This is a genomic window from Nonomuraea sp. CX421, from assembly GCF_059358955.1.
The window spans coordinates 1-23,882 of the sequence record NZ_JCADBK010000013.1; the positions used below are offsets into that span (position 1 = coordinate 1).

Here is a 23,882-nt window from a genome sequence, read left to right on the forward strand (position 1 = left end):
CTACGTAGCCCGCGAGCTCTATCGACTCATCACATCAAACGATCAAGAACACGTCGCTTGACATCCATAGGAGCATCCCTCCTGGGGAGCCACTCCCGAGAGGCCGCCCCTAGGAAGCCGCCATGTCCGCTGGGCTGCGCAGCGCCGCGTTGTACCGCTCCAGCAGCACCCGGGCGGGCTCCGGCGCGGGACCGAGCACGCCGGCCACCACGTCGGCGCCCGCCTCCAGCGTGGTGCGCCGTACCTTGTCGGCGAAGTAGCCGGGGGCCAGCAGGTAGGGGGCGACCGCCACCCGGGGGGCGCCGGCCCGCCTGAGCAGCGCGACCGCCTGCTCGGGCGTGGGGTCGGCGGCCGACGCGTAGGCGGCGGTCACCGCCCACCACCCGCGCTCGCCCGGCCGGCCGGGGCCGGTGGACGGCAGGTGGGCCGCGCCGGCGTCGGGGCGGGGCCGACGGCTCCAGTCGCGGGCCATCTCGGCGATCACCGCGTTGGCGCGGGCGTCGCTCGAACCGGCCGACACCAGCACGACCGCTGTGTCCGGGTCGCCAGGCGGGACACCCGCCTCGGCCAGCCGCCGTTCCAGGGCGGACGTCAGGAGCGGGTGAGGGCCGAGCGTCGCGCCGTAGTGCAGGCGCAGCCGCGGGTCGCGTGCCCTGGCCTCGTTGATCGCCGCCGGCAGGTCCACTCTGCTGTGGTACGCCTCCGTCAGCAGCAGCGGCAGCACCACGGCCTCCTCCAGGCCGTGCAGCGCCCGCGCGAGGGTCGGGGCCGAGTGATCGAGGTAGGCGGTGCGCACCGGCAATCCGGGGCGCGCCCGCCGTACTTCGTCCAGCAGCGCCTCCACGGTGGCGGCCGCGCGCGGGTCGCGAGACCCGTGCGCCACCGCCACCAGGGGCACGTCCTGGCCCGCCCCGCCTGCCAACGGGGCGGGCCACACGCCGGGGTTCACAGGTGAATGCCGCATTCGACCTTCCCCAGCCCCGCCCAGCGGCCGCTGCGCGGGTCCTCGCCGTCCGCGACCTGCCTGGTGCAGGGGGCGCAGCCGATCGAGGGATAGTTGTCGTAGTGCAACGGGTTGATCAGCACCCCGTTGTCGGCCATGTAGTTGTCGACGTCGTCCTGGGTCCACCGGGCGATCGGGTTGACCTTGACCATCTGCCGCTTGGCGTCCCACTCGACGACCTTGGTCTCGGCGCGGGTGGGCGACTCGTCGCGGCGGATGCCGGAGACCCACGCCAGGTAGGGCTCCAGCGCCCGGTTGAGCGGCTCCACCTTGCGCAGGTAGCAGCACAGGTCGGGGTTGCGGCCGAACAGGCGCGGACCGAGCTCGCGGTCCTGCTCCTCGACCGTCCGCGACGGCTTCACGTCGATCACGTTGACGTCGTAGACCTGGCGCACCGCGTCACGCGTGCCGACTGTCTCGGCGAAGTGGTAGCCGGTGTCGATGAACAGCACGTCGACACCGGGCTTGACCCGGCTGACCAGATCGATGAGCAGGGCGTCGCTCATGGAGGAGGTCAGGCAGAGCCGGTCGCCGAACGTCGCCGCCGCCCACCGGATGATCTCGCGGGGAGAGGCTTCCTCAAGAAAGATCGCGGCGGAGTCGACGATGTCCTGCAGGTCGAGCGTGCCGCGCTGCTCTCTTAAACCGACTTCGATGTCCACCAGCGTCATATCTTCACTCCGATCCCGAGGAACTTCAGTTTGAAAGCGCGAGAGCAGGCCCTGCAGTACCAGCCGCCGTCGCCCTCGTACGGCTCCAGGTCCTCGTCACCGCAGTAGGGGCAGTGGAACGGGACGGCCCGCGCGCTCATCGCAGGTCCGCCTCGTCGGCCCGCTGCACCCAGTCGGCGAAGGACTCGCCGTCCTTCTTCTGGGCGTCGTAGTGGGTCACGACGCGTTCCACGTAGTCGGGCAGCGCGGCGGCGGTCGTCTTCAGGCCGCGGACCTTGCGGCCGAAGCCGGGGGTGACGCCGAGCGAGCCGCCCAGGTGGATCTGGTAGCCCTCGACCTGCTCGCCGTGCTCGTCGACCACCAGCTGGCCCTTGAGCCCGATGTCGGCGACCTGGATGCGGGCGCAGGAGTTGGGGCAGCCGTTGACGTTGATGGTGAGCGGCTCGGCGAAGCCGGGCAGCCGCCGCTCCAGCTCGTCGATCAGGTTGGAGGCGCTGGCCTTCGTCTCGACGATGGCCAGCTTGCAGAACTCGATGCCGGTGCAGGCCATCGTCTGGCGGCGGAAGGTCGACGGGTTGACCTGCAGATCGTTGGCCTCCAGCTCGGCGACCAGTGAGTCGACCCGCTCGGGCGCGACGTCGAGGATGACCATCTTCTGCTCGACCGTGGTGCGGACCCGGCCGGAGCCGTGCCGCTCGGCGATGTCGGCGATCAGGTGCAGCCGGTCGCCGTCGAGGCGGCCCACCCTGGGCGCGAACCCGACGTAGAAGTCGCCGTCCTTCTGCCGGTGGACGCCCACGTGGTCGCGCCGCGATCCACGCGGCTGCTCCGGCGCGGGGCCGTCGGGCAGCGGCTCCTTCAGGTACTCGGTCTCCAGGACCTCCCGGAACCTCTCCACCCCCCAGTCGTTGACCAGGAACTTGATCCGCGCCCGGTGCCGCAGCCGCCGGTAGCCGTAGTCGCGGAAGATGCCGATCACGCCGCCGTAGACGTCGCCGACCTGCTCCGGCCGGACGAACACGCCGAGCCGCTTGGCGAACATCGGGTTGGTGGACAACCCGCCGCCCACCCAGAGGTCGAACCCCTTCTCGCCGTCCGGGCCCTCGACCCCGACGAACGCCACGTCGTTGATCTCGTGCACCGTGCAGTGGGCCGGGCAGCCGCTGATCGCGGTCTTGAACTTGCGCGGCAGGTTGGAGTAGGCCGGGTCGCCGATGAAGCGCTCGTGCACCGCGTGAATCTGCTCGGTCGCGTCGAGCACCTCGTCGGTGTCGATGCCGGCCAGCGGGCAGCCCAGGATCACGCGCGGCGTGTCGCCGCACGCCTCGGTCGTGGACAGCCCGACGGCTTCGAGCCGTTCCCAGATGTCGGGCACCGACTCGATCTCCACCCAGTGCAGCTGCACGTTCTGGCGGTCGGTGATGTCGGCCGTGCCCCTGCCGTACTCGTTGGAGATGTCGGCGATCACCCGCAGCTGGCGCAGGTCGAGCTGGCCGCCGTCGATCCTGACGCGCAGCATGAAGTAGCGGTCGTCGAGCTCCTCCGGCTCCAGGATCGCCGTCTTGCCGCCGTCGATGCCGGGCCTGCGCTGGGTGTAGAGGCCGTACCACCGCATGCGTCCGCGCAGGTCGGCCGGGTCGATCGAGTCGAAGCCGTGCTTGGCGTAGATGTCGATGATGCGCTGGCGTACGTTGAGCCCGTCGTCGTTCTTCTTGCTCTCTTCGTTCTTGTTGAGAGGCTCGCGGTAACCGAGAGCCCACTGGCCTTCGCCGCGCGGGCGCTTGTGGTGCCGGCTGGCGGGAGTGCTCATTGCGCGTCCTTCGGATCATGGGCGCGCGCGGCAGTCCTCCTGCCTCGTCATCGAGTGCAGGGGTGTTGAGGATCGCGACGCGCTCAGCGGTGATAACAGGGGTGGCTGACTAGCGGGCGTCGCAACAGATGGCACTGCGGACACGCAGAAGGTCGACGTGGCGTCGACCTACGAGCATGGGGTCCGCTGGCATGTACACGAAGATACTCTGACCGTCCGGGATGTCCAAGATGGGGTCCAGAGTCTGGACTCGATCATCCCTGGCGCAGCCAGTCCAGCTCCGACTCGTGGCTCTCCTCGCGGCTCTGGTGCTGGCAGTCGCACCAGGAGCCACCACGGCAGTCCTCGTGGTGCTTCTCCTTGCAGCTGTCACAGATCACGCTGCACATTATTCCTTGTAGAACGATGTTCGGGTTAATGTGTCGGGCGTGAACCTGATGCCCGACCTCCTCGCCGACCTGCGAGCCGAGACCGAGTCGCTGGAGCGGCTGCTGCGCCCGCTGCGGCCCGAGGACTGGGAGCTGCCCACGCCGGCCGCGGGATGGGCGGTGCGCGACCAGATCAGCCACCTGGCCTGGTTCGACGACGCCGCGCGCACCGCGGTGACCGACCCCGTCGCGTTCCGCGCCTCGATCGCGGAGCTCACCTCCGTCGACGACCTCGCGGCGCGCTCGCGCCACCTCCCGGCCGCCGAGCTGCACGCCTGGTTCCGTACGGCCCGCGCCCGCAGCGCCGAGGCGTTCGCCGGGCTCGCCCCCAAGGACCGGGTGCCGTGGTACGGGCCGGACATGTCGGCCGTGTCGTTCGTCACCGCCCGGCTGATGGAGACCTGGGCCCACGGCCAGGACGTGGCCGACGCCCTCGGCGTCACCAGGGAGCCCACGGCCCGGCTGCGGCACGTCGCCATGATCGGTTTCAGGGCCATGCCGTACGGCTTCGCCGTCCGCGGGCTGCCGGCCCCCGAGGACCCCGTACGGGTGGAGCTGACGACGCCCGGCGGCGAGCCGTGGACGGCCGGACCGGCCGGAGCGGCCGACGTGGTGCGCGGCCCGATGCTCGACTTCTGCCTGCTCGTCACGCAGCGTGTGCACCTGGCGGACACCGCGCTCCAGATCACCGGCGCGACGGCCCGCGCCTGGATGGAGATCGCTCAGGCCTTCGCCGGGCCCCCCGGAGAAGGCCGCGCGCCGAGGTCGGGGACGGATGGGGAACGGTCCGGATGACCCGCGCCCGGGCACGGTGACATGCTTGAGTCATGCGGACACTTCTGAACGTCATCTGGCTGGTCTTCGCGGGGATCTGGCTGGCCATCGGCTACGCCGTGGCCGGGGTCATCTGCTGCATTCTGATCATCACGATCCCGTTCGGCATCGCCTCGTTCAGGATCGCCGCCTACGCGCTGTGGCCGTTCGGACGGACCGTCGAACGCGACCCCGAGGCGGGGGTGTTCTCACTGATCGGCAACATCATCTGGTGCGTGGTCGCCGGCATCTGGCTGGCCATCGGTCACGTGCTGACCTCGATCCCGTTGTTCATCTCGGTCATCGGCATCCCGATGGGCATCGCGAACCTCAAGCTCATCCCGGTCTCCCTGCTCCCGCTGGGAGCGCGCATCGTGGACGCCGACCGGGGCAGCGCCGTTGGGACGTAAGCTGTTCCACAGAGTCACTGCGAAAATACGTTTGGGTGCCATGACCTCAACCGACGCGCCTGCTCGGACCAAGAGGCGGCTCAGCGCCACGGCGCGTGCCCGGCTGACCTGGGTGCGTGACTCGAAGCCGTGGGCCGTCGTCCGCGCGGCCACCAACGCCGGCGTCGCCTACCGCGTGACCGGCCTGGCGGGCGAGGCGGCCTTCTTCGCCCTGCTGTCGCTGCCGCCGTTCGTCCTCGGCCTGATCGGCGTGCTGGGCAAGCTCGGCACCTGGCTGGGCCAGGCCCAGGTCGACACGATCAAGACCTGGGTGATCGACCAGGCGGGCGTGCTGTTCACCAAGGAGACGATCGACACCGTCGTCGTCCCGCTCATCAACGACGTGCTGCGCGACGACGCCAGCAAGGTCTCCATCATCTCGCTGGGCTTCCTGCTGTCGCTGTGGTCCGGCTCGCGCGCCCTCTACGTGTTCGTCGACCTCATCTCCGTCGCCTACGGCCTCGGTGAGGAGCGCGGCATCGTCAGGACGAGACTGATGTCGTTCGGCCTCTACGTGGTGGGCCTGGTCGCCGGCATCATCGTCATGCCGATCCTGGTCATCGGGCCGACGCTGCTCAAGGGCCCGCTGCCCGCCGACTACGCCGTCCTCATCGACGTGCTCTACTGGCCGGTGGTGGTCATCGGTTCGGTGCTCTTCCTGACCGTCCTCTACCACGTGAGCGTCCCGGTGCGCACGAAGTGGTACCGCGAGCTGCCCGGCGCGATCCTGGCCCTGTTCCTGTGGATCATCTGCGCCGCGGTGCTGCGGGCCGTGCTGGCCGCGTGGTTCTCCCCGGTCTCCGTCTACGGCTCGCTGGCGGCGCCCATAGCGCTGCTGCTGTGGCTCTACATCACCGCGCTGGCCGTGCTCATCGGGGCCATCCTCAACTCCGAGGTCGACCGGCTCTGGCCGGGAGTGGGCCGCACCGCCGAGGGCTGACCGCGGCCGCCCGAGGGGCCGCCGGAGCCGCCTGACGTGCTGATCGGCCGGAGTTCGCCCTCATCTCATCCGATACCTCCGAGGAAACCCCCGCCTCCAGGCGGGGGAGGAATCGGACCTCTGCGGAGCATGACAGAGGCAGCCGATTCGCCGCCAGTCGAACCGGTGTCTCGAACACGCGCACGAGGCTTAGCTGATCGCGCAGTAGAATGTGAGGCGTGGTGCAGACCGTGAAGCGGGCCTACAAGTACCGCTTCTACCCGACCTCCGGGCAAGCGCCGTGGAAGACCTGACCGTCCGCACCATGGTCAAGAACCACTGCCTGGCCCGCGCCATCTCCGACGCCGCATGGCGGCAACTGCGCTCCATGCTGGAGTACAAGGCGCAGTGGTACGGGCGGACCGTGGTGGCCGTGGACCGCTGGTTCCCCTCCAGCAAGTTGTGCTCCGTGTGCGGTGCGCCGCGGGAGAAGATGCCGTTGAACGTCCGGGAATGGGAGTGCGCTTGCGGCGCGGTCCACGACCGGGATGTGAACGCGGCCAAGAACGTGCTCGCCGCCGGGCTGGCGGAGAGCTGAAACGCCTGTGGAGCTGGTGTGAGACCTCAACGAGAGTCCTCTCGGGCGGGCAACCGGCGGTGAAGCAGGAAGCCTCACGGGCGACCGTGGGAATCCCCTCGTTTACGAGGGGGAGGACGTCAACCGCTATCGTCTAGGAAGACGCGACTGGCGCATTGGGTGGGATCGACCACCGGGGAGCGGAGGGAGCGGAGGCCGTGCGCCTGGGTCTTCGCCGTTGTCAATGATGACAGGGGAGTCATGAGTTCTCTCGCTAGCGTCGACCCGCAGCTCGCCGATCTCATCAGGGCGGAGGAGCGCCGCCAGGCCGACACCGTCAAGCTGATCGCGTCCGAAAACTACGTGTCCAAGGCGGTCCTCGAGGCCACCGGCACCGTGCTGACCAACAAATACTCCGAGGGCTACCCCGGCAAGCGCTACTACGAGGGTCAGCAGGTCATCGACCAGATCGAGACCCTCGCCAACGAGCGGGCCAAGGCGCTGTTCGGCGTCAACCACGCCAACGTCCAGCCCTACTCCGGCTCGCCGGCCAACCTGGCCATCTACCTGGCCTTCGCGCAGCCGGGCGACACCGTGATGGGCATGGGCCTGCCGTTCGGCGGTCACCTCACGCACGGCTGGTCGGTGTCGGCCACCGGCAAGTGGTTCAACCCGGTCCGCTACGGCGTGCGCCAGGACACCGGCCGCATCGATCTCGACGAGGTGCGCGCCCTCGCGCTGGAGCACCGGCCCAAGCTGATCTTCTGCGGCGGCACCGCGATCCCGCGCACCATCGACTTCGAGGGCTTCGCCGCGATCGCCCACGAGGTGGGCGCCGTGCTCGCGGCCGACATCGCCCACATCGCCGGCCTCGTCGCGGGCGGCGCGCACCCGTCTCCGGTGGGCCACGCCGACGTGATCTCCACCACCACCCACAAGACGCTCCGCGGCCCGCGCGGCGCCATGCTGATGGCCACCACCGACGAGCACGCCACCGCCCTCAACAAGGCCGTCTTCCCCGGCCTGCAGGGCGGCCCGCACAACCACACCACCGCCGCCATCGCGGTCGCCCTGCACGAGGCCGCCACCGACGACTTCAAGGCCTACGCCCACCAGGTGGTCGCCAACGCCAAGGCGCTGGCCGAGGAGCTTTCGAGCCGCGGCTTCGATCTGGTGTCGGGGGGCACCGACAACCACCTGATCCTGCTCGACCTCACGCCCAAGGGCATCGGCGGCAAGCCCGCTGCCCAGGCGCTCGACCGGGCCGGGCTGGAGACCAACTACAACACGGTCCCGTTCGACACCCGCAAGCCGTTCGACCCTTCGGGCATCCGCATCGGCACCCCGTCGGTCACCTCGCGCGGCATGGGCGAGGCCGAGATGCGGCAGATCGGCGCCTGGATGGACGAGGTCGTCACCGCTCTGGCCAAGGGCGACGCCGAAGACGTCATCACCCGGGTGCACCACGAGGTCAGCGAGCTGACCTCCCAGTTCCCGGCGCCCGGCCTGTCCTGACGATTCGTGACACGTGAAACGCCCCGCCGGGCCGGCGGGGCGTTTCCTTTCGGGGCGCGGCCCGGAGTCACCGGAGGTCATCCGAGGTCACGCCAGGTCATCCGAGGTCATCCGAGGAAGAGGTAGTCGGCCTGGTAGGGAACCGTCGCCTTGCTGCCCGGCCTGCAGGTGCCCGACGGGGCGAGGCCGCCCTTCGTGTTGAGCCGCAGGATCTGGGTGGTGTGGGAGAGCAGGCCGCCACCCGCCCCCGATGGGGTGGCGACCAGCACGAGCTCGGGGATGTTCCGCTCGCCGTTCGGCGTCCGGGTGACGACCTGGCCGCGCACCGCGCTGCCGTCAGGGGCCACCCATCGCGGCGGGCCGGAGACGGGTCGGACGAACGAGTGGTCCAGGCCACGCCGGAGCTTGGCCCGCACGCCGTACTGGGTGAAGGCGTATCCGTCGCCGGTCACCTTGGTACAGGCGTAGATCTGGGAGCCGCGCCGCACGTCGGCGGTGAGCGCACGGGGGTGGCCGAACTGCCCGCCCGACAGCCGGCCGCGCACCGCCCCGCCCCCGGACTCGGTGGTGTGCAGGTTGGAGTAGTAGTTTCCGGGACGCGCCGCGATGCGCCTGACGACGGAGGCCTTCACCGGGGCGTCGCCCGCCACGCCGGTCAGCTGCGCGGGCAGCCCCTGGCCGCCGGCGAACAGGTCGGCGACCACGGGACCGTTCCTGCCGGGCACACCACGGTGGACATGGCCGGCGGTGACCGGCGAGAGCCCCGACCAGGTGGCCGTGTAGCTGATGGCCGAGCCGTGCGGGCGCAGCCACCAGACGGCCCGGCCGTCCTTGTCGCCGCGCTTCTGACCGTCGTCCGCGCGCACCTCCTGCGCGCCGTCGGCGCTGGAGGCGAGGGTGGCCCGGTCGCTGCCGTGCAGCACGCCGTCGAGGTCGACCGGCCGGGCCAGCCGGTGGAACTGGCCGCGCACCGCGCCCTTCGGGTGCCGGGCGTCGTGCAGGTTGGCGTAGAAGCTTCCCGGGTTCTTGCTCAGCGCATTGATCAGGGCAGGATCGGCGTCGACCGCGCCCTTCACGCCGAGCGCCGTCTTCGGCAGCGTCCCCCCGAAGAAGTCCAGCTTCACGTCGCCGTTCACGCCCCTGCCGCCCAGGTGGACATGTCCGGCCGTGGGCGGGCCTATCTTGTTCCACCGCACCGCGTACGTGACCCGCCGGCCGCTGATCCTGATGACCACGGTCGAACGGCCGTCGGGGTCGCCCTTGGCGCCGACCTCGTTGGCGCCGCGCAGCCCGGCGGCGAGATAGACGTCGCCGGTCACCGCGTCGGCGGAGGCGGCGACAGGAGTGAGTGCGGGGGCGAGCGCCGCCGCGAGCAGGCCGGTGGCGAGCAGGGCTCCGGCGCGGGCCGGCTTGGGCATCGACATGATGAGTCCTCGTCAGGGTTGGCATCCGGGTACGTACGGCAGGCAGTACGAGGCCCGCGCCCCGCCGGGTTCAACCCGCGAATGGGTAAAAATACCGCTTGCCCCGAGGGCAGGAAAAAGCCCTCCCACCACGGGTGAGAGGGCTTTCGCGAACACCTAGACGTCGACGGTGAGCAGCTTCTCGCCGTCCGTGGTGACCACCTCGAACCGGTCGATCTGGTCCAGCGGCACCGAGCTTCCGCCGTGCATGTAGAGCGGCTCCGGTTGTCCCGGCACCCCGTAGCCGGATCTGGGCACCGACCATCCCGTCATCACGTGCCGCTCGCCTGAGCGCGACACCGACACCAGCTCGCACTCCAGCGGCCCCTTCACCCCCGCCAGTTTGAGCGCGGCATGGGTGCCCCATGCCTTCGACTCCAGGACCAGCCCGCCGCTCACCCCGCCGGCACCGACTCCGGGCACCGGGATGCCGTCGGCGTAGAACTCCTCGGCCGGGCCCTGGTGATCGCCGTGGCCCGCCGCGACCGGGGGAGCGGCCGCGTCACCGCCGAGCTGGGTGCCGATCGTCATGCCGCCGGCCACCAGCGTGACCGCGGCGGCCAGGCCGATCAGGACGGTCCCCCTGCGCGCGCGCCGGTCGGCCCGCTGCTTGCGCCGCATCAGGTCGATCACCTCGGCCTCCCCGTCACGGGAAGGAGGGAGGTCGTCCTCCAGCGGGCCGAGCCCGGTCAGCGCGCCGGCCACGCCGGACAGCTCCGACAGCTCGGCCACGCACGACCGGCAGATCGAGAGGTGCGCCTCGAAGGCCCGCTGGTCGTCGCCGTCGAGCAGCCCGAGGGCGTAGGCGCCGACATCGGTGTGTTCGACTCGCGCGTTCACGCCGTCACCCCTCTCTCCTGCAGTGCGACACGCAACGCCCGGACCGCGTAGTAGACCCGGGACTTCACGGTGCCCACCGGGATGCCGAGCGCTTCGGCGGCGTCGTTGACCGACCGGTCCCGCAGGATCGTCTCGTTGAGGATCTCGCGGTGTGCCGGCGACAGCGCGCGGAGCGCATCCGCCACGACCACCTGGTGCAGGAGCCCCTCCATCTCGTCGGGCATGGGCACGGTCTCCAGCGGCCCGTCGCCCGACTCCTGAGGGCGGGCGTCCCTGCGCCGCCGGTCATCGATCACGATACGTCTGGCGACGGTGGCGAGCCAGGGCATCAGCGACACCGACGCGGGATCGAGCCGTTCCGCGCTCCGCCAGGCGCGGATCATGGTCTCCTGTACGACGTCCTCGGCCCACTGCCGGTCGCCCGCCGTGAGCCGCACCACGAAGGCCAGCAGCGGCCGATGGTATTCCCGGTAGAGCGCGGAGACGACCAGGTCGTCGTCCGGCCGGACGCGCCTGATCCAGTGGCTCACACGCGGCTTGCCCATGGGGGCGGCTCCCTCTGCGGAGGGCGGGGGATACGTGCCGATGCGCATCATTCCCCTTTCTCGAGTGCGTCGGCAGGGAGTACGGCCGGCGATCGGGGCGGGGTTCAACGCGCCGCGAAGATAAATGTGATTGCGACCTTCGGGACAGGGTGCGTAGAGTCCCGAAGGCGACGAGATCGAGGAGGTGAGGACCATGCGGGTTGTTCTGTTCCGCCTGCCGTCCATCAACCTCCGGGTGCCCGCCTGAGCGCTGCCCCGGGTCCTCTTCGATCCCAAAGGAATCACTCCGTTGTCCTTCGACCTTTCGCTGCTCGGCTGGACCGACGTACGTGCCGCCGAGCTTCCCGTTGACACCGTTCCGGCGCGTGTGGCGCGCGTGGATCGCGGCGCCGCAGAGGTGATCGCGGCCGACGGCCAGCACCACGTCCGATACGGCGCCCGCGTCCGCCGGGCCTCAGCCGGCGACCCGGTGGCGCTGCCGTGCGTCGGCGACTGGGTCGCCCTGAGGTGGCTGCCGGAAGGCCGCTTCGAGGTCGACGCGGTCCTGCCCAGAAGCTCCGCCTTCGTCCGTGGCGGGGTCAGCCGCGACTCGCGCGGCGGCCTGTCGGGCGACGGCCAGGGCCAGGTGCTCGCGGCCAACGTCGACATCGTGTTCGTGGCCGAGCCGTCCATGCACTCCACCGACTTCGCCGACCTGGGCCGCATCGAGCGGCTGGTCGCGCTGGCCTGGGAGTCGGGCGGCACGCCCGTCGTGCTCCTCACCAAGTCCGACCTGTTCGAGCAGGGCCTCGACGGGCTGCTCGCCGACGTGCGCGCCGCCGCGCCCGGCGTGGAGGTGCACGCCGTCTCCTCGACGCTCGGCGAGGGCGTGCAGCCGGTACGCGGCCTTCTCGGCGGCTCGCGCACCGCCGTCGTCCTCGGTCCGTCGGGCGCCGGCAAGTCCACCCTGGTCAACGCGCTGGTCGGCGGGGAGGTGATGGAGACGCAGCAGGTCCGGGCCGCCGACGGCCGGGGCCGCCACACCACGGTGCACCGCGAGCTCATCCCGCTGCCCGGCGGCGGGCTCGTCATCGACACGCCGGGCATCCGCCGGGTCGGCCTCTACGAGATGAGCGAGGGCGTCGACCTGGTCTTCTCCGACATCGAGGCCCTGGCCGGGCAGTGCAGGTTCGACGACTGCGGTCACGACAGCGAGCCCGGCTGCGCGGTGCTGGCGGCCCTGGAGAGCGGCGAGCTGCCCGAGCGGCGGCTGCACAGCTGGCGCAAGCTGCAGCGGGAGGCCGCGTGGATGGCCGGCCGCACCGATGCCCGGCTCCGCAAGGAACAACAGAACAAATGGAAGATCATCCACAAGGAGATGCGCCGTTCCGGCAGGAACCGCCCATGAGGCCGCCCGGTCGCGCGAAGTCCCGGCACCTGTGACGGGACCTCGCGCGCGCCGGGGGTACCACCAGGGGATGGACATCGTGTTCGCCGACCGGGCCGAAGCCGGGGCCATGCTCGCCGAGCGGCTCGCGCACCTGCATAACCCGGTGGTGCTCGCGCTGCCGCGCGGTGGCGTCGCGGTGGCCGTGCCCGTCGCCCGCAGGCTGGGCGCCGTGCTCGACGTGCTGGTGACCCGCAAGATCGGCTATCCCCCGTCGCCCGAGCTGGGGGTCGGCGCGATCGCCGAGGGCGGCGAGCCGGTCTTCGACCACCAGCTGCTGCGCCGGCTCGGGCTCACGCCCGAGTCGGTGGCGGACGTGGTCGCGGACGAGCGGCGCGAGCTGGCCCGCCGGGTGGAGACCTACCGCCAGGGCCGGCCGCTGCCCGCCCTGGCGGGGCGCGAGGTGGTCGTGGTCGACGACGGTCTGGCGACCGGAGGCACCGCGCGGGCGGCGCTCCGGGCGGTCCGCGCGGCCGATCCGGCCCGGGTGATCCTGGCCGTGCCCGTGGGCTCCCGCGCGACCGTCGAGGCCCTGCGGGAGGAGGCGGACGAGATGGTGGTGCTGGCCACACCTGAGGACTTCCGGGCGGTCGGCCAGTGGTACGAGCGCTTCGACCAGCTCAGCGACGCAGACGTGCTGGGCCTGCTGGCCGAGGCGTAGGCCGCGGCCATCGGCCCAGCACGCCGCCTAGACCGCCAGCACGGCCCAGACGTACTTGCAGGGGCCGTTCGGGATGATCCAGCCCCATGCGGCGGACAGCGCCTCGACCAGCCGCAGCCCGCGCCCGAACTCGGCGTGGACGTCGGGAGAGGCGGCGATCGGAGTGGTCTGACTGAAGTCGCTGACCACGCAGGCCAGCTCGGGCCCGTGGCTGATCAGGCGCAGCTGGATCGCGCCGCCGCCATGCCGCATCGCGTTGGTGACCAGCTCGGAGACCACGAGCTGCGCGTCGAAGGTGACGCACTCGGAGCCCCAGGCGGAGAGCGTGTAATCGACGAAACGCCGGGCTGTGGCCACACATCCTGGCTCGAATGTGGTCAACTGATGAAAAGGGAAGATCGCGTCGCAAGGAGTGGAACGTCCATCCAGCAGAATGGAGGACAGCCATCCGGGCGGCCGGGCCCCTATGGCGGCTGGCGGCCGAGAGTCGAAAGTCGTCATCCTGGCCCCCGAAGCGCGGTCTAGGTGATCTAGTTCCATCTTTACGGCATGCGCTTACCGATGCAAGACTTTTCATGGTTTACAGATGCAAATCGCATCTGCACGTGCAGATGATCAGGGAGTGAAGGCGTGAGCGTACCTGGTGCGGAGGGGAAGGTCCTTGGCCACTCGCTGGGGAGCCCCACGGTCCTGCGGATCCTTCTGGGCACGCAGTTGCGCCGGCTCCGCACGCGCCGGGGCATCAGCCGCGAGGACGCCGGCTACGCCATCCGCGCCTCCCATGCCAAGATCAGCCGGCTGGAGCTCGGCCAGGTCAGCTTCAAGGAGCGCGACGTGGCCGACCTGCTCACCCTCTACGGCGTCATCGACGAGGAGGAGCGGGCGCCGCTGATCGAGCTGGCCCGCCAGGCCAACGCGCAGGGCTGGTGGCACAAGTACAGCGACCTGCTGCCGAGCTGGTTCGAGGTCTACATCGGTCTCGAAGGCGCGGCCTCCAGCGTCCGTACGTACGAGAACCAGTTCGTGCCCGGGCTGCTGCAGGCGCCCGGCTATGCCCGTGCGGTGATCAAGCTGGCCCACTGGGCGGCCCCTGACGAGGAGATCGACCGCCGCGTCATGCTGCGCACCATCCGGCAGAGGCGGCTGACCGGAGACAACGCGCTGACCCTGTGGGCGGTCATCGACGAGGCCGTGGTGCGCCGCGCCCTCGGCGGGCCGAAGGTGATGCGCGAGCAGGTCGAGCACCTGCTGGAGATGACCGCGCTGCGCAACGTCACCGTGCAGATCATGTCGTTCGAGCGGGGCGGGCACGCCGCGGCGGGCGGGCCGTTCAGCATCCTGCGGTTCCCCGAGCGGGACCTGCCCGACGTGGTCTACATGGAGCAGCTCACCAGCGCTCTCTACCTCGACAAGCCGGCCGAGTCCGACCGTTACACGCAGGTCATGGACCGGCTGAGCATCCAGGCCGAGTCGCCGGCCGACTCCAGGCTGTTCCTTGAGCGGTTGCTCGCCTCCATGTGACCCACTCCATACGGGGATTTTGGTCATCCCGTATATGGGCTTCGGCGCGCTGCCGTATCGTCGGCGTGCAAAGCACGGATGCACGTGCATTTGTAAGCGCGAGGAGTTTCTCCATGCATGAGTTCCGCAACGGGACGCCTGCCCGCACCCTTCCGGTCGTCTGGCGAAAGAGCAGGCGGAGCAACCCGAACGGCAACTGTGTCGAGGTGGCCAGCCTGCCGTCCGGTGAGGTGGCTGTGCGCAACTCGCGTTTCCCCGACGATCCCGCGCTCGTCTACACGCGGGCCGAGATCGCCGCGTTCGTCCTGGGTGCCAAGGACGGAGAGTTCGACGACCTGATCGTCTGATTCGGGGGTCCGCGAACGAAGAGAGCCCGGCGTCGATGACGCCGGGCTCTCTTTGTGCTCGGGATTGAGACTCGCGCCTGATCAGGCAGTTGCCCCGACCGGGTTCGGCCGGGCCTGGCTGGGAGGGCCAGGCTCCGCTTCATCGGGACAACTGCGGGATCACGCGCGCTCGTGGCGCTACGGCCGGGCGGGTCAGGCGGCGGAGATGCCGGCGCTGGCGGCGCGGCGCATGCGACGGCGACGCTCGGAGGCGCGCTCGTCCTCGTTCAGGCCACCCCACGTGCCGTACTTCTCCGGACGGGACAGCGCGTAGTCAAGGCACTCGTTACGGACGGGGCACTGGGCGCAGATCGCCTTGGCCTTCCGCTCACGTACGTCACGCTCGGGCTGCCGCTCCCCGTCGGGGCCGAAGAAGAGCACGAGGTCCTCACCCCGGCACGCGGCATCATCCTGCCAACCCCAGCTGGGGCGCGGGCGGGCGAGCTGCCGACGTACCTGAGACATGAGAAAACCACCTTCGTGAGAGGTATTTCGGTAATTGAGCCGCATTGGACGCTTTTGGCGTCACTGTTCCAACGCAGGGAGGGGCCGCGGATGTTCCCGTGATCAGGTGAGGGCGAACGTGGTGTACCGCACAGGGGTGAGCCTGTCCAGCGAAACCAGCCGGTAGGTGGTGATCGTCTCGGCGCAAGCCGTACCACACGGGGCTTGCCACGCCGATGGTTCAACCACAACCCGCAACCGGACGTCGCCGCCGCTTCGCGCGCTGACTCGCACGATGGCTTCGGTGACGTCGCCGTCTGACCTGGAGGATTCCACGGCCACTGCGCCGACAGAGCACTCTCCCGTATGGGATCGGGCGAAGTGCTCGACGGCTTGCAATGGCTCAGGGATGCCTGCGCGTCCCCGGTAACGGTCGAGAATGATCTCGCCCGACCGGTACGCGTTAGCCGCTGCGATCGCAGCAGCCTGAGACATGCTGCCGTAGAAAATTCCGTGTGGCAAGCACACAAGGTTGGCGGCGTAGCGATCGCCGCCAACGTGTGACGTTTCCCACACTCTGTCCGGCAAAATTTCCGCCAGCTCACGAGCGAGGGGTAGTCCAATGCGGGCACAGCACGCATTGCGCTTGGCGTGCGTGCAGACCAGAAATACCGGCTCGTCATCCAGTATGCAGGACTCCGGGACCACTCCGGCCACCAGCGCGTCAAGGTCAAGATCGTCAGGACCTGCGATGACGCCCGAGGCCAGCCAGGGGGTGGGCCCCGTGCCGTAGGCGACTATCACACGCAGGCCCTGCTGTCGCGGGCGGGTACGCCTTCCGGGACGGCGGATGAGCTGGGGTCTGATACCGCGATCGAGCGCTCGCCGCACGAGTTCGGAGATGTTGTCAGGAAGTTCGAAGTTCTCCAGATGGGACGGCCAGGCGCCCGGGTATTCCACGAGCAACCAGAGCCGGGCCCCCACCGTGGCGCTGGCCCGCGTGGGCACGGCGCCGTCGTGGCTTCCCCCCGGATGTTCGCAGCCCCTGGTCACTCCGCCCCCTCTCGGATTAGGTAAGACTAACCTAAGAGTAAGGGATCAAGATGTGGGGGTTCAGCCCAGCGTGTCGCGAGCGGCGGGCAGGGCCGCCGCCCGGTCCTCGGGCACCAGGCCGATCCGCGTGCGGCGGTCGAGCAGGTCGCCGACGTCGAGCGCGCCCTCGTGCCTGACCGACCAGAGCAACTCGCCCCTGGTGATGCCCAGCCCGACCTCCTCGGGGTGCTCCCGGACCAGCTCGTGCACGGCCGCCGCCTCCCCGCCGTAGCGTTCGACCAGCCGTCGCGGCACCCCGTCGGCGGGCCGGCCGGGGGCCGCGCCGACGAGCGGGAGCCGCGCGGTGCGGCAGGGGCCCGCCGTGAGGTCCGCGACCGAGACCGCCCGGTCCACCGCGTCCCGCGCCATCCGCCGGTAGGTCGTGAGCTTCCCGCCGACGACCGTGACGAGCCGGCCGTGCGCCAGCACGGCGTGGCGCCGCGACAGGTCCGCCGTGTGGTCACCGGCGTCGCCGCCGGCGGCCAGCAGCGGTCTCAGGCCCGCGTAGGCGCCCGCCACGGCGTCGCGGCCCACGGGAACCTCCAGAACCGTGTTGAGCACGTCGAGGAGCGCTCTGACGTCCTCCTCCGGAGCCTCTGGGACGTCGGGGACGGGACCGTCGACCGGCTCGTCGGTCAGGCCGACGTGGACGCGGCCGTCGGCCTGCGGCAGCACGAGGGCGAACCGGTTGCTCGCGCCCGGGATCGGCACGTGCAGCCCGGCGGTGACGCCCGGCAGCGTCCCCGGCCGCAGGACGAGGTGGGTGCCCCGCGAGGGACGCAGCCGCACCCGGGGGTCCAGCAGGCCGGCCCACACCCCGGTCGCGTTGATCACGGCCCTGGCGCGGATCGTGAACTCCTCACCGGTCAGCTCGTCGCGCACGGTGGCGCTGCCGCCGGTCAGCTCCAGCGCGCGGCAGCGGGTCAGGACCTTGGCGCCGTGCGCCGCCGCCGTTCTGGCGATGGCCACCACGAGGCGGGCGTCGTCGACCAGGCGGCCGTCCCAGGACAGCAACCCGCCTCTCAGGCCGTCTTCGCGCAGCGCCGGCGCCAGGCGGCGCGCCCGCACGGAGTCCAGCAGGGAGGGGCCGGGCAGCAAGGGGCGGGGCGTGCGGGCGGCGGCGCGCAGGCCGTCGCCCAGCCGGTAGCCGGTCATCAGCACGGCCGCCCGCGACCGGGACACCGCGGGCGTGAGCGGCAGCAGATAGGGGTGGGCCCTGACCAGGTGCGGGGCGGTGCGCCGGAGCAGGATGCCGCGCTCGACCGCGCTCTCGTAGGCCACGTCCACCTGGCCCCTGGCCAGGTAGCGCAGGCCGCCGTGCACCAGCTTGGAGCTCCATCTGGACGTGCCGAACGCCATGTCGTGCGCGTCGATCGCGGCCACGCTCAGCCCGCGCGAGGCGGCGTCCAGCGCGGCTCCCGCACCCGTCGCCCCCAACCCCACGACGAGCAGGTCGACCGGCCGCTCGGCGACGAGGGCCAGCTCATGGGCCCTCCTGCGCGCGTTCAGCGAGCTGTCCAAGGTATGCCTCCAGCAGTGCCGTGAGTTCGGCGTCGAGGTCGTCGAGCGTCACCGGATGGCGCCCCGCCGGGCCGCTCGTCCCGGGGTCGAGCATCGTGGGCGCCGACAGCAGGAACGACTGGGCCACCAGCAGCACCGCCCGGGCCTTGCGGGCGTCGCCGGTGACGCGCTGGAGCGTGTCCAGCACGGCCTCGTGGGTGGCGCCCCGGCGCTCCAGCAGGTAGGGGAGGAGCAGGTCGGGGTCGGCCTCCACGATCTTGCGCCAGAGCGGGTGCTCGCGCAGCCGGCGTACGCCCCCGACCACGGCCGCGACCGGGTCCGAGGCGTCGAGTTCGCCCAGGACTCGCACCCACTCGCGGGTCATCAGGTCGGCGACCAGCGAACGGACGTCGGGCCAGCGTCGATAGAGGGTCATCCGCGACACCCCGGCCCGGCGCGCCACGTCGGTGAGCGTGGTGCGCCGCACCCCGTAGGCCAGCACGCAGTCGCGAGCCGCGTCGAGAACTCCATCATTGTGACGAATCAACGTCATATGTCACAGTGTAGACGTGTCTACCGAATCCATGCTGTGGTCCGGCTGGGGTGACCCAGCCCTGGCCCGCGAGCTGCCCGAGCAGGTCCGCCGGCTGCTGGGCGAAGTGCTGGGCGTGCGCTCGCCGGACGCTCCGGCCGTGCCCCTCGACGCGGTGCGACTGCCGCCGGTCACGCTGTCGGCCGGGCACCTGGCCGCGCTCGCCGGCGTGACCGGGCCGGAGCACGTGCTGACCTCGCACGAGGCGCGGGTCCGGCACACGCGCGGCAAGTCCACCCCCGACCTGCTGCTGATGAGGGCGGGCGACGGCTCCGACGCGCCGGACGCGGTCGTGCTGCCCGGCTCGCACGAGGAGGTGGCCGCGCTGCTGGCGCTCTGCGCGGCCGAGCGGATCGCCGTCGTGCCGTTCGGCGGCGGCACCTCCGTCGTGGGCGGGCTGGTCGCCTCGCGGGCCGGCTTCGCCGGGGTGGTTGCGCTCGACCTGCACCGGCTGGACCGGCTGGTGTCGGTCGACGCCGAGTCGATGGTCGCCGAGTTCCAGCCGGGCCTGCGGGCCCCGGAGGCCGAGCGGCTGCTGGGCGCGCACGGGCTGACGCTCGGCCACTTCCCCCAGTCGTACGAGTACGCCACGCTCGGCGGCTTCGCGGCGGCGCGCTCCAGCGGGCAGGCCTCCGCCGGCTACGGCCGGTTCGACGACCTGGTGGTGGGCCTCACGGTGGCCACCCCGGCGGGCACCCTGGAGCTGGGCCGCGCGCCGAAGTCGGCGGCGGGGCCCGACCTGCGGCAGCTGGTCCTGGGCTCGGAGGGGGTGTTCGGCGTCATCACCTCGTTGCGCCTGCGGGTGCGGCGGCAGCCCGCCGAGAAGGTCTACGAGGGGTGGCGGTTCGCGTCGTTCAAGGAGGGCTCGGCCGCGCTGCGGACGCTCGCCCAGGAGGGGCCGCTGCCCACCGTGCTGCGGCTGTCGGACGAGACCGAGACCATGATCGGGCTGGCCAGACCGGACGCGATCGGCGGCGGCGACAGCGGGTGCCTGGTGATCGCGGGCTACGAGGGGGCGTCGGTGGCCGGGCGGCGGGACGCGGCCGCCTCGGTGCTGGCGCGACTCGGCGGCACCCCGCTCGGGGCGGCGCCGGGCGAGGACTGGGAGCACGGCCGCTTCTCCGCGCCCTACCTGCGTGACTCGCTCCTCGCCGCGGGGGCGACCGTGGAGACGCTGGAGACCGCCACGTTCTGGTCCGGCCTGCCGCGGCTCTACGACGCCGTACGGCTGGCGCTGCTCGGCGCGCTCGGCTCGCCGCTGGTCATGTGCCACATCTCCCACGTGTACGAGACCGGGGCCTCGCTCTACTTCACCGTCGTCACCGCCCAGCACGGGGATCCGGTGGAGCAGTGGGCGCGGGCCAAGGAGGCGGTCACCGCGGCGATCGTCGAGGCGGGCGGCACCGTCTCGCACCACCACGGCGTCGGCCGCGAGCACCGCCGGGCGTACGCGACCGAGGTGGGGCCGGTGGGCGTGGAGATCCTGCGCGCGATCAAGTCGCGGCTGGACCCGGAGGGCATTCTCAACCCGGGAGTGCTCGTCCCCTGACCGGAACGCCGGGCTACGCCTGGCCCGGAGGCATGATCTGGGCCGCCTCCTCCGTCGCCGCGGCGGCCTCGGCGTACTGCTGGAGGGCCTCGTACACCGCGGACAGGCACCACAGGCAGGCGACCAGCGCCTCGCCCTTGGGGCGCGACAGCTCGACCGCCTCGATCGCGAACGGCAGCGCCTCGGCCGCGCGCCCCCGCTGGAGCAGCAACGTGGCCGCGGTGTGCAGGGCACGCACGAGCAGGACGGTGTGCGCGGGGTCGGCGACGGCGAGCTCGCGGCTGCGCGTGACCGCCTCCCGGAGGTCGCGCAGCGCGCTCCGGCTCCAGCGCGGGCGGGTCGCGGCATAGGCCAGCAGGCCTTCGACGGCATCAGCGCCCGTGGTGCCGCGCCGTGTCGTATCGTCCGAACCGTTCCGGGCCATCGCAGCCCCCCTCACGGCCGACAACCGCTTGCTTGGGGCGTGAGGCTACACCATTGCGAACCTTCTGTGTCGGCTGCAGCACGGAGCGTTCGGATGCAATTCCGGAAGATCACGGCAAAGATATGGTCATGGTGGACGTCGCAGCCGAGCGTGGGAAGCAGGCCTCATCCCGGGTCTCCGAGGAGGGCGCCGGCTGGTCGTGTCAGCAGATCGGCACGTTCGAGCGGCTCAGACCGCACGACACCGGCTTCAACTGGCTCAACGTGGCGACCCTGTGGCGCTCGCGCAACGAGATCCTGGCCGGGTTGTTCGGCGACCCGTCGGGGGAGGTGCGGCAGCGCTGGGTGGCGGGGCAGCTGGAAGGCGGGGCCGACGCCGGCTTCAGGATCCGGCCCGAGGCCGGCCTGAGCTTCGACTTCCTGGTGCTGGGTGACACGGGCGAGGGCGACGCCTCCCAGTACGCCGTCGTGCCGGGCCTGCTGCAGGTGGGGGAGGGCACGGCCTTCGCCGTCATCGCGAGTGACGTGATCTACCCGGCGGGGTCGCCCAACGAGTACGGCGACAAGTTCTTCCGGCCGTACAAGGACTATGGCGCGCCGATCTACGCGATCCCCGGCAACCACGACTGGTACGACGGGCTCGGCGGGTTCATGCGGATCTTCTGCGACGCTCCGCCGCTCAAGCCCAAACCCGACACCGGCTGGCTGCGCGGGCTGCTGTGGCGCAGGCCGGAGGCCGTCGACGAGGCGCGGCTGGCCGAGGCCCGCGAGCTCAGGGGCCAGCCGTCGCAGCAGGCCGTCCAGCCCGGCCCCTACTGGGTGATCGAGAGCGACGGCCTGCTCGTCGTCGGCGTCGACACCGGCATCAGGGGGACGATCGACGCGGTGCAGACGGAGTGGCTGCGCCGCGTCTCGCGCGACCCCCGGCCCAAGGTCCTCATCACCGGCAAGCCGATCTACACCCGCAACGACTACAAGCCGTCGCCGCTGGAGGGCGGCGGCACCATCGACGACATCGTGCGCGATCCCGAGCACCGCTACGTGGCGGCGATCGGCGGCGACGTGCACAACTACCAGCGCTACCCGGTCAGGGTGGGCGACCGGGTGATCCAGTACATCGTCTCCGGCGGCGGTGGCGCCTTCATGCACGCCACCCACACCATCCGGCGGGTCGACGTGGCCGGCGTGCACGAGGACGACTTCAGGCTCTATCCGCTGCGCGGCGACTCGCTGTCGTTCTACAGCCAGCTCTACGCCAAGCGGCTCCGGATGAAGTGGATCTACCTCACGCCCGCCGAGGCCGCCTGCATCATGGCCGGCCAGATCGGCAACACGCCGGTACGCCCGCTCGACGGCCAGGTGACGATCACCCGCCGGATGAGATGGGCCGCGCGGCTGCTCGGAGCCTGGCCGTGGCCGTTCCGGCTGCCGGTCGACCGGGTCTTCCACCGCTACCTGTCGGAGTTCTCCGACTGGGACACCCCGCCGTTCTTCAAGCACTTCCTGCACCTGTCGGTCACGCCCGAACTGCTCAAGATCCGTTGCTTCGCCGCCACCGGCTGCCTGGAGCAGGAGCTGCGGCCGCCGGTGGAGGACGAGGTCGTCATCGCGTTGTCGTAGGCGCCTGGCACGCTGGAGGCGTGTACGTGGTGCTTGCGGGAGAGACGATCCTCCCCGTCCCGGGGGCGGCCCGCCGGCCGGCCGATCCGGCGCGGGCCGTGGCGGAGCTGGAACGCGAGCGTCCCCGCTGGGTCTGGGCCGACGCCCGCGAGGACTACCCGCCGCTGCTCAGCGCCGGCGTGCGGGTGTCGCGCTGCCATGACCTCGCGCTCACCGAGGGCCTGCTGCTGGCCGCCGAGGGCCGCTACGGCGAGCCCCGCTCGGCCAGGGCCGCCCACGCCCGCCTGCGCGGGCTGCCGGTGCCCGACGAGCAGCCCTCCGCGCCCGGCACCCTGTTCGCGCCCGAGCCCCTGGCCGCCGAAGCGGTGGCCGAGGTGCTGGCCGGCCAGCTGGCCCGGATCGACGCGCTGCCCGATCCCGGCCGGTTCCGGCTGCTGGTCGCGGCCGAGTCGGCGGGCGCGCTGATCGCCGCCGAGATGGGCCACGACGGCATGCCGTGGCGCCGCGACGAGCACGACGCCCTGCTCAGCGAGCTGCTCGGGCCGCGCCCCGTGCACGGCATGCGGCCCGCCCGGCTGCAGGCGCTGGCCGACGAGGTGTCGGCCGCGTTCGGTCACCCGGTCAACCCCGACTCGGTGCGGCAGCTGGTCAAGGCGTTCAAGGGCGCGGGCGTGGCGATCGAGAGCACCCGGTCGTGGGAGCTCAAGCGGATCGACCATCCGGCCGTCGCTCCACTCCTCGCCTACAAGGAGCTGGCCCGGCTGCACAGTTTCCACGGCTGGACGTGGGCCGACCAGTGGGTGCGCGGCGGCCGGTTCCGGCCCGAATACGTGGCGGGCGGCGTGGTGTCGGGCCGCTGGGCCACCTCGGGCGGCGGGGCGCTGCAGATCCCCAAGGTGATGCGCCGGGTGGTGCGGGCCGACGAGGGCTGGACCCTGGTCGTGGCCGACGCGGCCCAGCTGGAGCCGCGGGTGCTGGCCGCGATGGCCGGCGACGTGGGGCTGGCCAGGGCGGCGGGCGAGATCGACCTCTACTCCGCGCTGGCGCAGTCGTTCGGCGGCGAGCGTGACAACGCCAAGATCGCGATGCTGTCCGCCATGTACGGCGGCACCAGCGGCGACGCCCCCAAGCTGCTCGCCATGATGCGCCAGCGCTTCCCGCAGGCCTACCGCTTCGTCGAGGACGCCGCCAAGGCGGGCGAGGAGGGCCGCCTCGTCCGCTCCTGGCTCGGGCGCACCAGCCCGCCTCCGTCCGAGCGGTGGAAGGAGATCGTGTCGGGGCCCGACGGCGGCCGGGCCGCGCGCGACCGCGGCCGGTTCACCCGCAACTTCGTCGTCCAGGCCACGGCGGCCGAGTGGGCGCTCGCGCTGATGGCGGTGCTGCGCGGGCTGTTGCCCGACCCGGCCCGGCTGGTGTTCTTCCAGCACGACGAGGTCATCGTGCACTGCCCGCTCGACCAGGCCGAGCAGGTGATCGGCGCGGTGTCCGGCGCGGCGGCGGAGGCGACCCGGCTGCTGTTCGGCCGCACCCCGGTCCGCTTCCCGATGGAGGCGGTCGCCGTCGACTGCTACGCCGACGCCAAGTAGTCGCGCCGTCGGCTGCTACGCCGACGCCAAGTAGTCGCGCCGTCGGCTG

At 71.4% G+C, this 23,882-nt stretch carries 27 protein-coding genes, 1 pseudogene and 1 riboswitch; of the genes and pseudogenes, 13 read left to right on the top strand and 15 right to left on the bottom strand.

The genetic code is table 11. The annotated features are described in order from the left end of the window. Nucleotides 1–109: 109 nt before the first annotated feature. The 6 genes from AC5L3X_RS22860 to AC5L3X_RS22885 form a co-directional block, all read right to left on the bottom strand. Nucleotides 110–964, bottom strand: coding sequence for a sirohydrochlorin chelatase (locus tag AC5L3X_RS22860; RefSeq protein ID WP_494859455.1), 855 nt, complete (start codon nucleotides 962–964; stop codon nucleotides 110–112). Further along, nucleotides 946–1,674 carry a phosphoadenylyl-sulfate reductase gene (locus AC5L3X_RS22865; protein WP_189126525.1) on the bottom strand — a complete coding sequence of 243 codons (729 nt, stop codon included), beginning with the start codon at nucleotides 1,672–1,674 and terminating at the stop codon, nucleotides 946–948. Before AC5L3X_RS22865 ends, AC5L3X_RS22860 begins: the two co-directional genes overlap by 19 nt. Next, nucleotides 1,671–1,814, bottom strand: coding sequence for an Insertion element protein (locus AC5L3X_RS22870; RefSeq protein ID WP_358466253.1), 144 nt, complete (start codon nucleotides 1,812–1,814; stop codon nucleotides 1,671–1,673). The genes AC5L3X_RS22865 and AC5L3X_RS22870 overlap by 4 nt, the downstream gene beginning before the upstream one ends. Continuing rightward, the gene (locus AC5L3X_RS22875) at nucleotides 1,811–3,484 is read right to left on the bottom strand and encodes a nitrite/sulfite reductase (RefSeq protein ID WP_189126524.1); all 1,674 of its coding nucleotides are present in this window, start codon (nucleotides 3,482–3,484) and stop codon (nucleotides 1,811–1,813) included. Before AC5L3X_RS22875 ends, AC5L3X_RS22870 begins: the two co-directional genes overlap by 4 nt. Nucleotides 3,485–3,593: 109 nt before the next feature. Further along, nucleotides 3,594–3,677 (bottom strand): putative leader peptide, encoded by an 84-nt coding sequence (locus AC5L3X_RS22880; protein WP_354532976.1) that lies wholly within the window; start codon nucleotides 3,675–3,677, stop codon nucleotides 3,594–3,596. 61 nt (nucleotides 3,678–3,738) lie between these two features. Next, nucleotides 3,739–3,864 carry a hypothetical protein gene (locus tag AC5L3X_RS22885; RefSeq protein WP_263648104.1) on the bottom strand — a complete coding sequence of 42 codons (126 nt, stop codon included), beginning with the start codon at nucleotides 3,862–3,864 and terminating at the stop codon, nucleotides 3,739–3,741. A gap of 57 nt (nucleotides 3,865–3,921) precedes the next feature. On the opposite strand from AC5L3X_RS22885, the gene AC5L3X_RS22890 reads away from it, so the two are divergent. From AC5L3X_RS22890 to glyA, 6 genes and pseudogenes are all read left to right on the top strand, one after another. Further along, nucleotides 3,922–4,707, top strand: coding sequence for a TIGR03084 family metal-binding protein (locus AC5L3X_RS22890; protein WP_494859692.1), 786 nt, complete (start codon nucleotides 3,922–3,924; stop codon nucleotides 4,705–4,707). A gap of 32 nt (nucleotides 4,708–4,739) precedes the next feature. Next, on the top strand, nucleotides 4,740–5,135 hold the full coding sequence (locus tag AC5L3X_RS22895; protein WP_494859459.1) for a YccF domain-containing protein: 396 nt from the start codon (nucleotides 4,740–4,742) through the stop codon (nucleotides 5,133–5,135). Between the two features lie 40 nt (nucleotides 5,136–5,175). Then, nucleotides 5,176–6,114, top strand: a complete 939-nt coding sequence (locus AC5L3X_RS22900; RefSeq protein WP_494859461.1) for a YihY/virulence factor BrkB family protein — start codon at nucleotides 5,176–5,178, stop codon at nucleotides 6,112–6,114. 230 nt (nucleotides 6,115–6,344) lie between these two features. Further along, complete coding sequence (locus AC5L3X_RS22905; RefSeq protein WP_494859694.1) at nucleotides 6,345–6,407, top strand: helix-turn-helix domain-containing protein; 63 nt, start codon at nucleotides 6,345–6,347, stop codon at nucleotides 6,405–6,407. Then, nucleotides 6,395–6,828: pseudogene (locus AC5L3X_RS22910) on the top strand (RNA-guided endonuclease TnpB family protein); the annotation flags it as partial. The gene AC5L3X_RS22905 and the pseudogene AC5L3X_RS22910, both read left to right, overlap by 13 nt. Before the next feature lie 2 nt (nucleotides 6,829–6,830). Next, nucleotides 6,831–6,907: riboswitch (ZMP/ZTP riboswitch) on the top strand. A gap of 24 nt (nucleotides 6,908–6,931) precedes the next feature. Beyond that, on the top strand, nucleotides 6,932–8,185 hold the full coding sequence (gene glyA / locus AC5L3X_RS22915; RefSeq protein WP_494859463.1) for a serine hydroxymethyltransferase: 1,254 nt from the start codon (nucleotides 6,932–6,934) through the stop codon (nucleotides 8,183–8,185). A 107-nt stretch (nucleotides 8,186–8,292) separates the two neighbouring features. Here the strand turns inward: glyA and AC5L3X_RS22920 are convergent, their stop codons facing one another. From AC5L3X_RS22920 to AC5L3X_RS22930, 3 genes are all read right to left on the bottom strand, one after another. Next, a complete protein-coding gene (locus AC5L3X_RS22920; protein WP_494859465.1) occupies nucleotides 8,293–9,609 on the bottom strand; it encodes a CHRD domain-containing protein in 1,317 nt (438 codons plus the stop codon). Between the two features lie 156 nt (nucleotides 9,610–9,765). After that, nucleotides 9,766–10,488 (bottom strand): anti-sigma factor family protein, encoded by a 723-nt coding sequence (locus AC5L3X_RS22925; protein WP_189126520.1) that lies wholly within the window; start codon nucleotides 10,486–10,488, stop codon nucleotides 9,766–9,768. Next, nucleotides 10,485–11,033, bottom strand: a complete 549-nt coding sequence (locus AC5L3X_RS22930; RefSeq protein ID WP_494859467.1) for a sigma-70 family RNA polymerase sigma factor — start codon at nucleotides 11,031–11,033, stop codon at nucleotides 10,485–10,487. The genes AC5L3X_RS22925 and AC5L3X_RS22930 overlap by 4 nt, the downstream gene beginning before the upstream one ends. 289 nt (nucleotides 11,034–11,322) lie before the next feature. Between AC5L3X_RS22930 and rsgA the strand changes: the two genes are divergently transcribed. After that, complete coding sequence (gene rsgA / locus AC5L3X_RS22935; protein ID WP_494859469.1) at nucleotides 11,323–12,420, top strand: ribosome small subunit-dependent GTPase A; 1,098 nt, start codon at nucleotides 11,323–11,325, stop codon at nucleotides 12,418–12,420. Nucleotides 12,421–12,490: 70 nt separating this feature from the next. After that, a complete protein-coding gene (locus AC5L3X_RS22940) occupies nucleotides 12,491–13,120 on the top strand; it encodes a phosphoribosyltransferase (RefSeq protein ID WP_494859471.1) in 630 nt (209 codons plus the stop codon). Between the two features lie 27 nt (nucleotides 13,121–13,147). Here the strand turns inward: AC5L3X_RS22940 and AC5L3X_RS22945 are convergent, their stop codons facing one another. After that, nucleotides 13,148–13,477, bottom strand: a complete 330-nt coding sequence (locus AC5L3X_RS22945) for an ATP-binding protein (RefSeq protein ID WP_189126517.1) — start codon at nucleotides 13,475–13,477, stop codon at nucleotides 13,148–13,150. Between the two features lie 273 nt (nucleotides 13,478–13,750). Here AC5L3X_RS22945 and AC5L3X_RS22950 point away from each other — a divergent pair, with 273 nt between their 5' ends. After that, nucleotides 13,751–14,641, top strand: a complete 891-nt coding sequence (locus AC5L3X_RS22950; protein ID WP_494859473.1) for a Sco1979 family transcriptional regulator — start codon at nucleotides 13,751–13,753, stop codon at nucleotides 14,639–14,641. A 113-nt stretch (nucleotides 14,642–14,754) separates the two neighbouring features. Further along, nucleotides 14,755–14,988 (top strand): DUF397 domain-containing protein, encoded by a 234-nt coding sequence (locus AC5L3X_RS22955; RefSeq protein WP_494859475.1) that lies wholly within the window; start codon nucleotides 14,755–14,757, stop codon nucleotides 14,986–14,988. A gap of 192 nt (nucleotides 14,989–15,180) precedes the next feature. Here AC5L3X_RS22955 and AC5L3X_RS22960 read toward each other — a convergent pair whose 3' ends face one another. From AC5L3X_RS22960 to AC5L3X_RS22975, 4 genes are all read right to left on the bottom strand, one after another. After that, on the bottom strand, nucleotides 15,181–15,492 hold the full coding sequence (locus AC5L3X_RS22960) for a WhiB family transcriptional regulator (protein ID WP_080036407.1): 312 nt from the start codon (nucleotides 15,490–15,492) through the stop codon (nucleotides 15,181–15,183). 102 nt (nucleotides 15,493–15,594) lie between these two features. After that, nucleotides 15,595–16,479, bottom strand: a complete 885-nt coding sequence (locus AC5L3X_RS22965) for a sucrase ferredoxin (protein WP_225263124.1) — start codon at nucleotides 16,477–16,479, stop codon at nucleotides 15,595–15,597. Between the two features lie 105 nt (nucleotides 16,480–16,584). Beyond that, entirely contained in the window at nucleotides 16,585–18,084 is a 1,500-nt protein-coding gene (locus AC5L3X_RS22970) for a glycerol-3-phosphate dehydrogenase/oxidase (RefSeq protein WP_494859478.1), read from the bottom strand. Then, a complete protein-coding gene (locus AC5L3X_RS22975; RefSeq protein ID WP_189126512.1) occupies nucleotides 18,047–18,616 on the bottom strand; it encodes a TetR/AcrR family transcriptional regulator in 570 nt (189 codons plus the stop codon). Before AC5L3X_RS22975 ends, AC5L3X_RS22970 begins: the two co-directional genes overlap by 38 nt. 31 nt (nucleotides 18,617–18,647) lie before the next feature. Between AC5L3X_RS22975 and AC5L3X_RS22980 the strand changes: the two genes are divergently transcribed. Next, nucleotides 18,648–20,204 carry an FAD-binding oxidoreductase gene (locus AC5L3X_RS22980; protein ID WP_494859696.1) on the top strand — a complete coding sequence of 519 codons (1,557 nt, stop codon included), beginning with the start codon at nucleotides 18,648–18,650 and terminating at the stop codon, nucleotides 20,202–20,204. A gap of 13 nt (nucleotides 20,205–20,217) precedes the next feature. Here the strand turns inward: AC5L3X_RS22980 and AC5L3X_RS22985 are convergent, their stop codons facing one another. Then, entirely contained in the window at nucleotides 20,218–20,628 is a 411-nt protein-coding gene (locus tag AC5L3X_RS22985; protein ID WP_494859480.1) for a hypothetical protein, read from the bottom strand. A gap of 128 nt (nucleotides 20,629–20,756) precedes the next feature. On the opposite strand from AC5L3X_RS22985, the gene AC5L3X_RS22990 reads away from it, so the two are divergent. Together AC5L3X_RS22990 and AC5L3X_RS22995 are read left to right on the top strand one after the other, a co-directional pair. After that, nucleotides 20,757–22,247, top strand: coding sequence for a metallophosphoesterase family protein (locus AC5L3X_RS22990; RefSeq protein ID WP_494859481.1), 1,491 nt, complete (start codon nucleotides 20,757–20,759; stop codon nucleotides 22,245–22,247). Between the two features lie 20 nt (nucleotides 22,248–22,267). Further along, nucleotides 22,268–23,833: a bifunctional 3'-5' exonuclease/DNA polymerase gene (locus AC5L3X_RS22995; protein WP_494859483.1), complete on the top strand. Its 1,566-nt coding sequence runs from the start codon at nucleotides 22,268–22,270 to the stop codon at nucleotides 23,831–23,833. Nucleotides 23,834–23,882: the final 49 nt, after the last annotated feature.

What these genes read in the sequence shown, in the direction of transcription:
- AC5L3X_RS22860 (WP_494859455.1), bottom strand. Translation starts at nt 964, where the DNA reads ATGCGGCATTCACCTGTGAACCCCGGCGTGTGGCCCGCCCCGTTGGCA.
- AC5L3X_RS22865 (WP_189126525.1), bottom strand. Translation starts at nt 1,674, where the DNA reads ATGACGCTGGTGGACATCGAAGTCGGTTTAAGAGAGCAGCGCGGCACG.
- AC5L3X_RS22870 (WP_358466253.1), bottom strand. Translation starts at nt 1,814, where the DNA reads ATGAGCGCGCGGGCCGTCCCGTTCCACTGCCCCTACTGCGGTGACGAG.
- AC5L3X_RS22875 (WP_189126524.1), bottom strand. Translation starts at nt 3,484, where the DNA reads ATGAGCACTCCCGCCAGCCGGCACCACAAGCGCCCGCGCGGCGAAGGC.
- AC5L3X_RS22880 (WP_354532976.1), bottom strand. Translation starts at nt 3,677, where the DNA reads ATGCCAGCGGACCCCATGCTCGTAGGTCGACGCCACGTCGACCTTCTG.
- AC5L3X_RS22890 (WP_494859692.1), top strand. Translation starts at nt 3,922, where the DNA reads ATGCCCGACCTCCTCGCCGACCTGCGAGCCGAGACCGAGTCGCTGGAG.
- AC5L3X_RS22895 (WP_494859459.1), top strand. Translation starts at nt 4,740, where the DNA reads ATGCGGACACTTCTGAACGTCATCTGGCTGGTCTTCGCGGGGATCTGG.
- AC5L3X_RS22900 (WP_494859461.1), top strand. Translation starts at nt 5,176, where the DNA reads ATGACCTCAACCGACGCGCCTGCTCGGACCAAGAGGCGGCTCAGCGCC.
- glyA (WP_494859463.1), top strand. Translation starts at nt 6,932, where the DNA reads ATGAGTTCTCTCGCTAGCGTCGACCCGCAGCTCGCCGATCTCATCAGG.
- AC5L3X_RS22920 (WP_494859465.1), bottom strand. Translation starts at nt 9,609, where the DNA reads ATGTCGATGCCCAAGCCGGCCCGCGCCGGAGCCCTGCTCGCCACCGGC.
- AC5L3X_RS22930 (WP_494859467.1), bottom strand. Translation starts at nt 11,033, where the DNA reads ATGGGCAAGCCGCGTGTGAGCCACTGGATCAGGCGCGTCCGGCCGGAC.
- AC5L3X_RS22940 (WP_494859471.1), top strand. Translation starts at nt 12,491, where the DNA reads ATGGACATCGTGTTCGCCGACCGGGCCGAAGCCGGGGCCATGCTCGCC.
- AC5L3X_RS22955 (WP_494859475.1), top strand. Translation starts at nt 14,755, where the DNA reads ATGCATGAGTTCCGCAACGGGACGCCTGCCCGCACCCTTCCGGTCGTC.
- AC5L3X_RS22960 (WP_080036407.1), bottom strand. Translation starts at nt 15,492, where the DNA reads ATGTCTCAGGTACGTCGGCAGCTCGCCCGCCCGCGCCCCAGCTGGGGT.
- AC5L3X_RS22975 (WP_189126512.1), bottom strand. Translation starts at nt 18,616, where the DNA reads ATGACGTTGATTCGTCACAATGATGGAGTTCTCGACGCGGCTCGCGAC.
- AC5L3X_RS22980 (WP_494859696.1), top strand. Translation starts at nt 18,648, where the DNA reads ATGCTGTGGTCCGGCTGGGGTGACCCAGCCCTGGCCCGCGAGCTGCCC.
- AC5L3X_RS22985 (WP_494859480.1), bottom strand. Translation starts at nt 20,628, where the DNA reads ATGGCCCGGAACGGTTCGGACGATACGACACGGCGCGGCACCACGGGC.
- AC5L3X_RS22990 (WP_494859481.1), top strand. Translation starts at nt 20,757, where the DNA reads ATGGTGGACGTCGCAGCCGAGCGTGGGAAGCAGGCCTCATCCCGGGTC.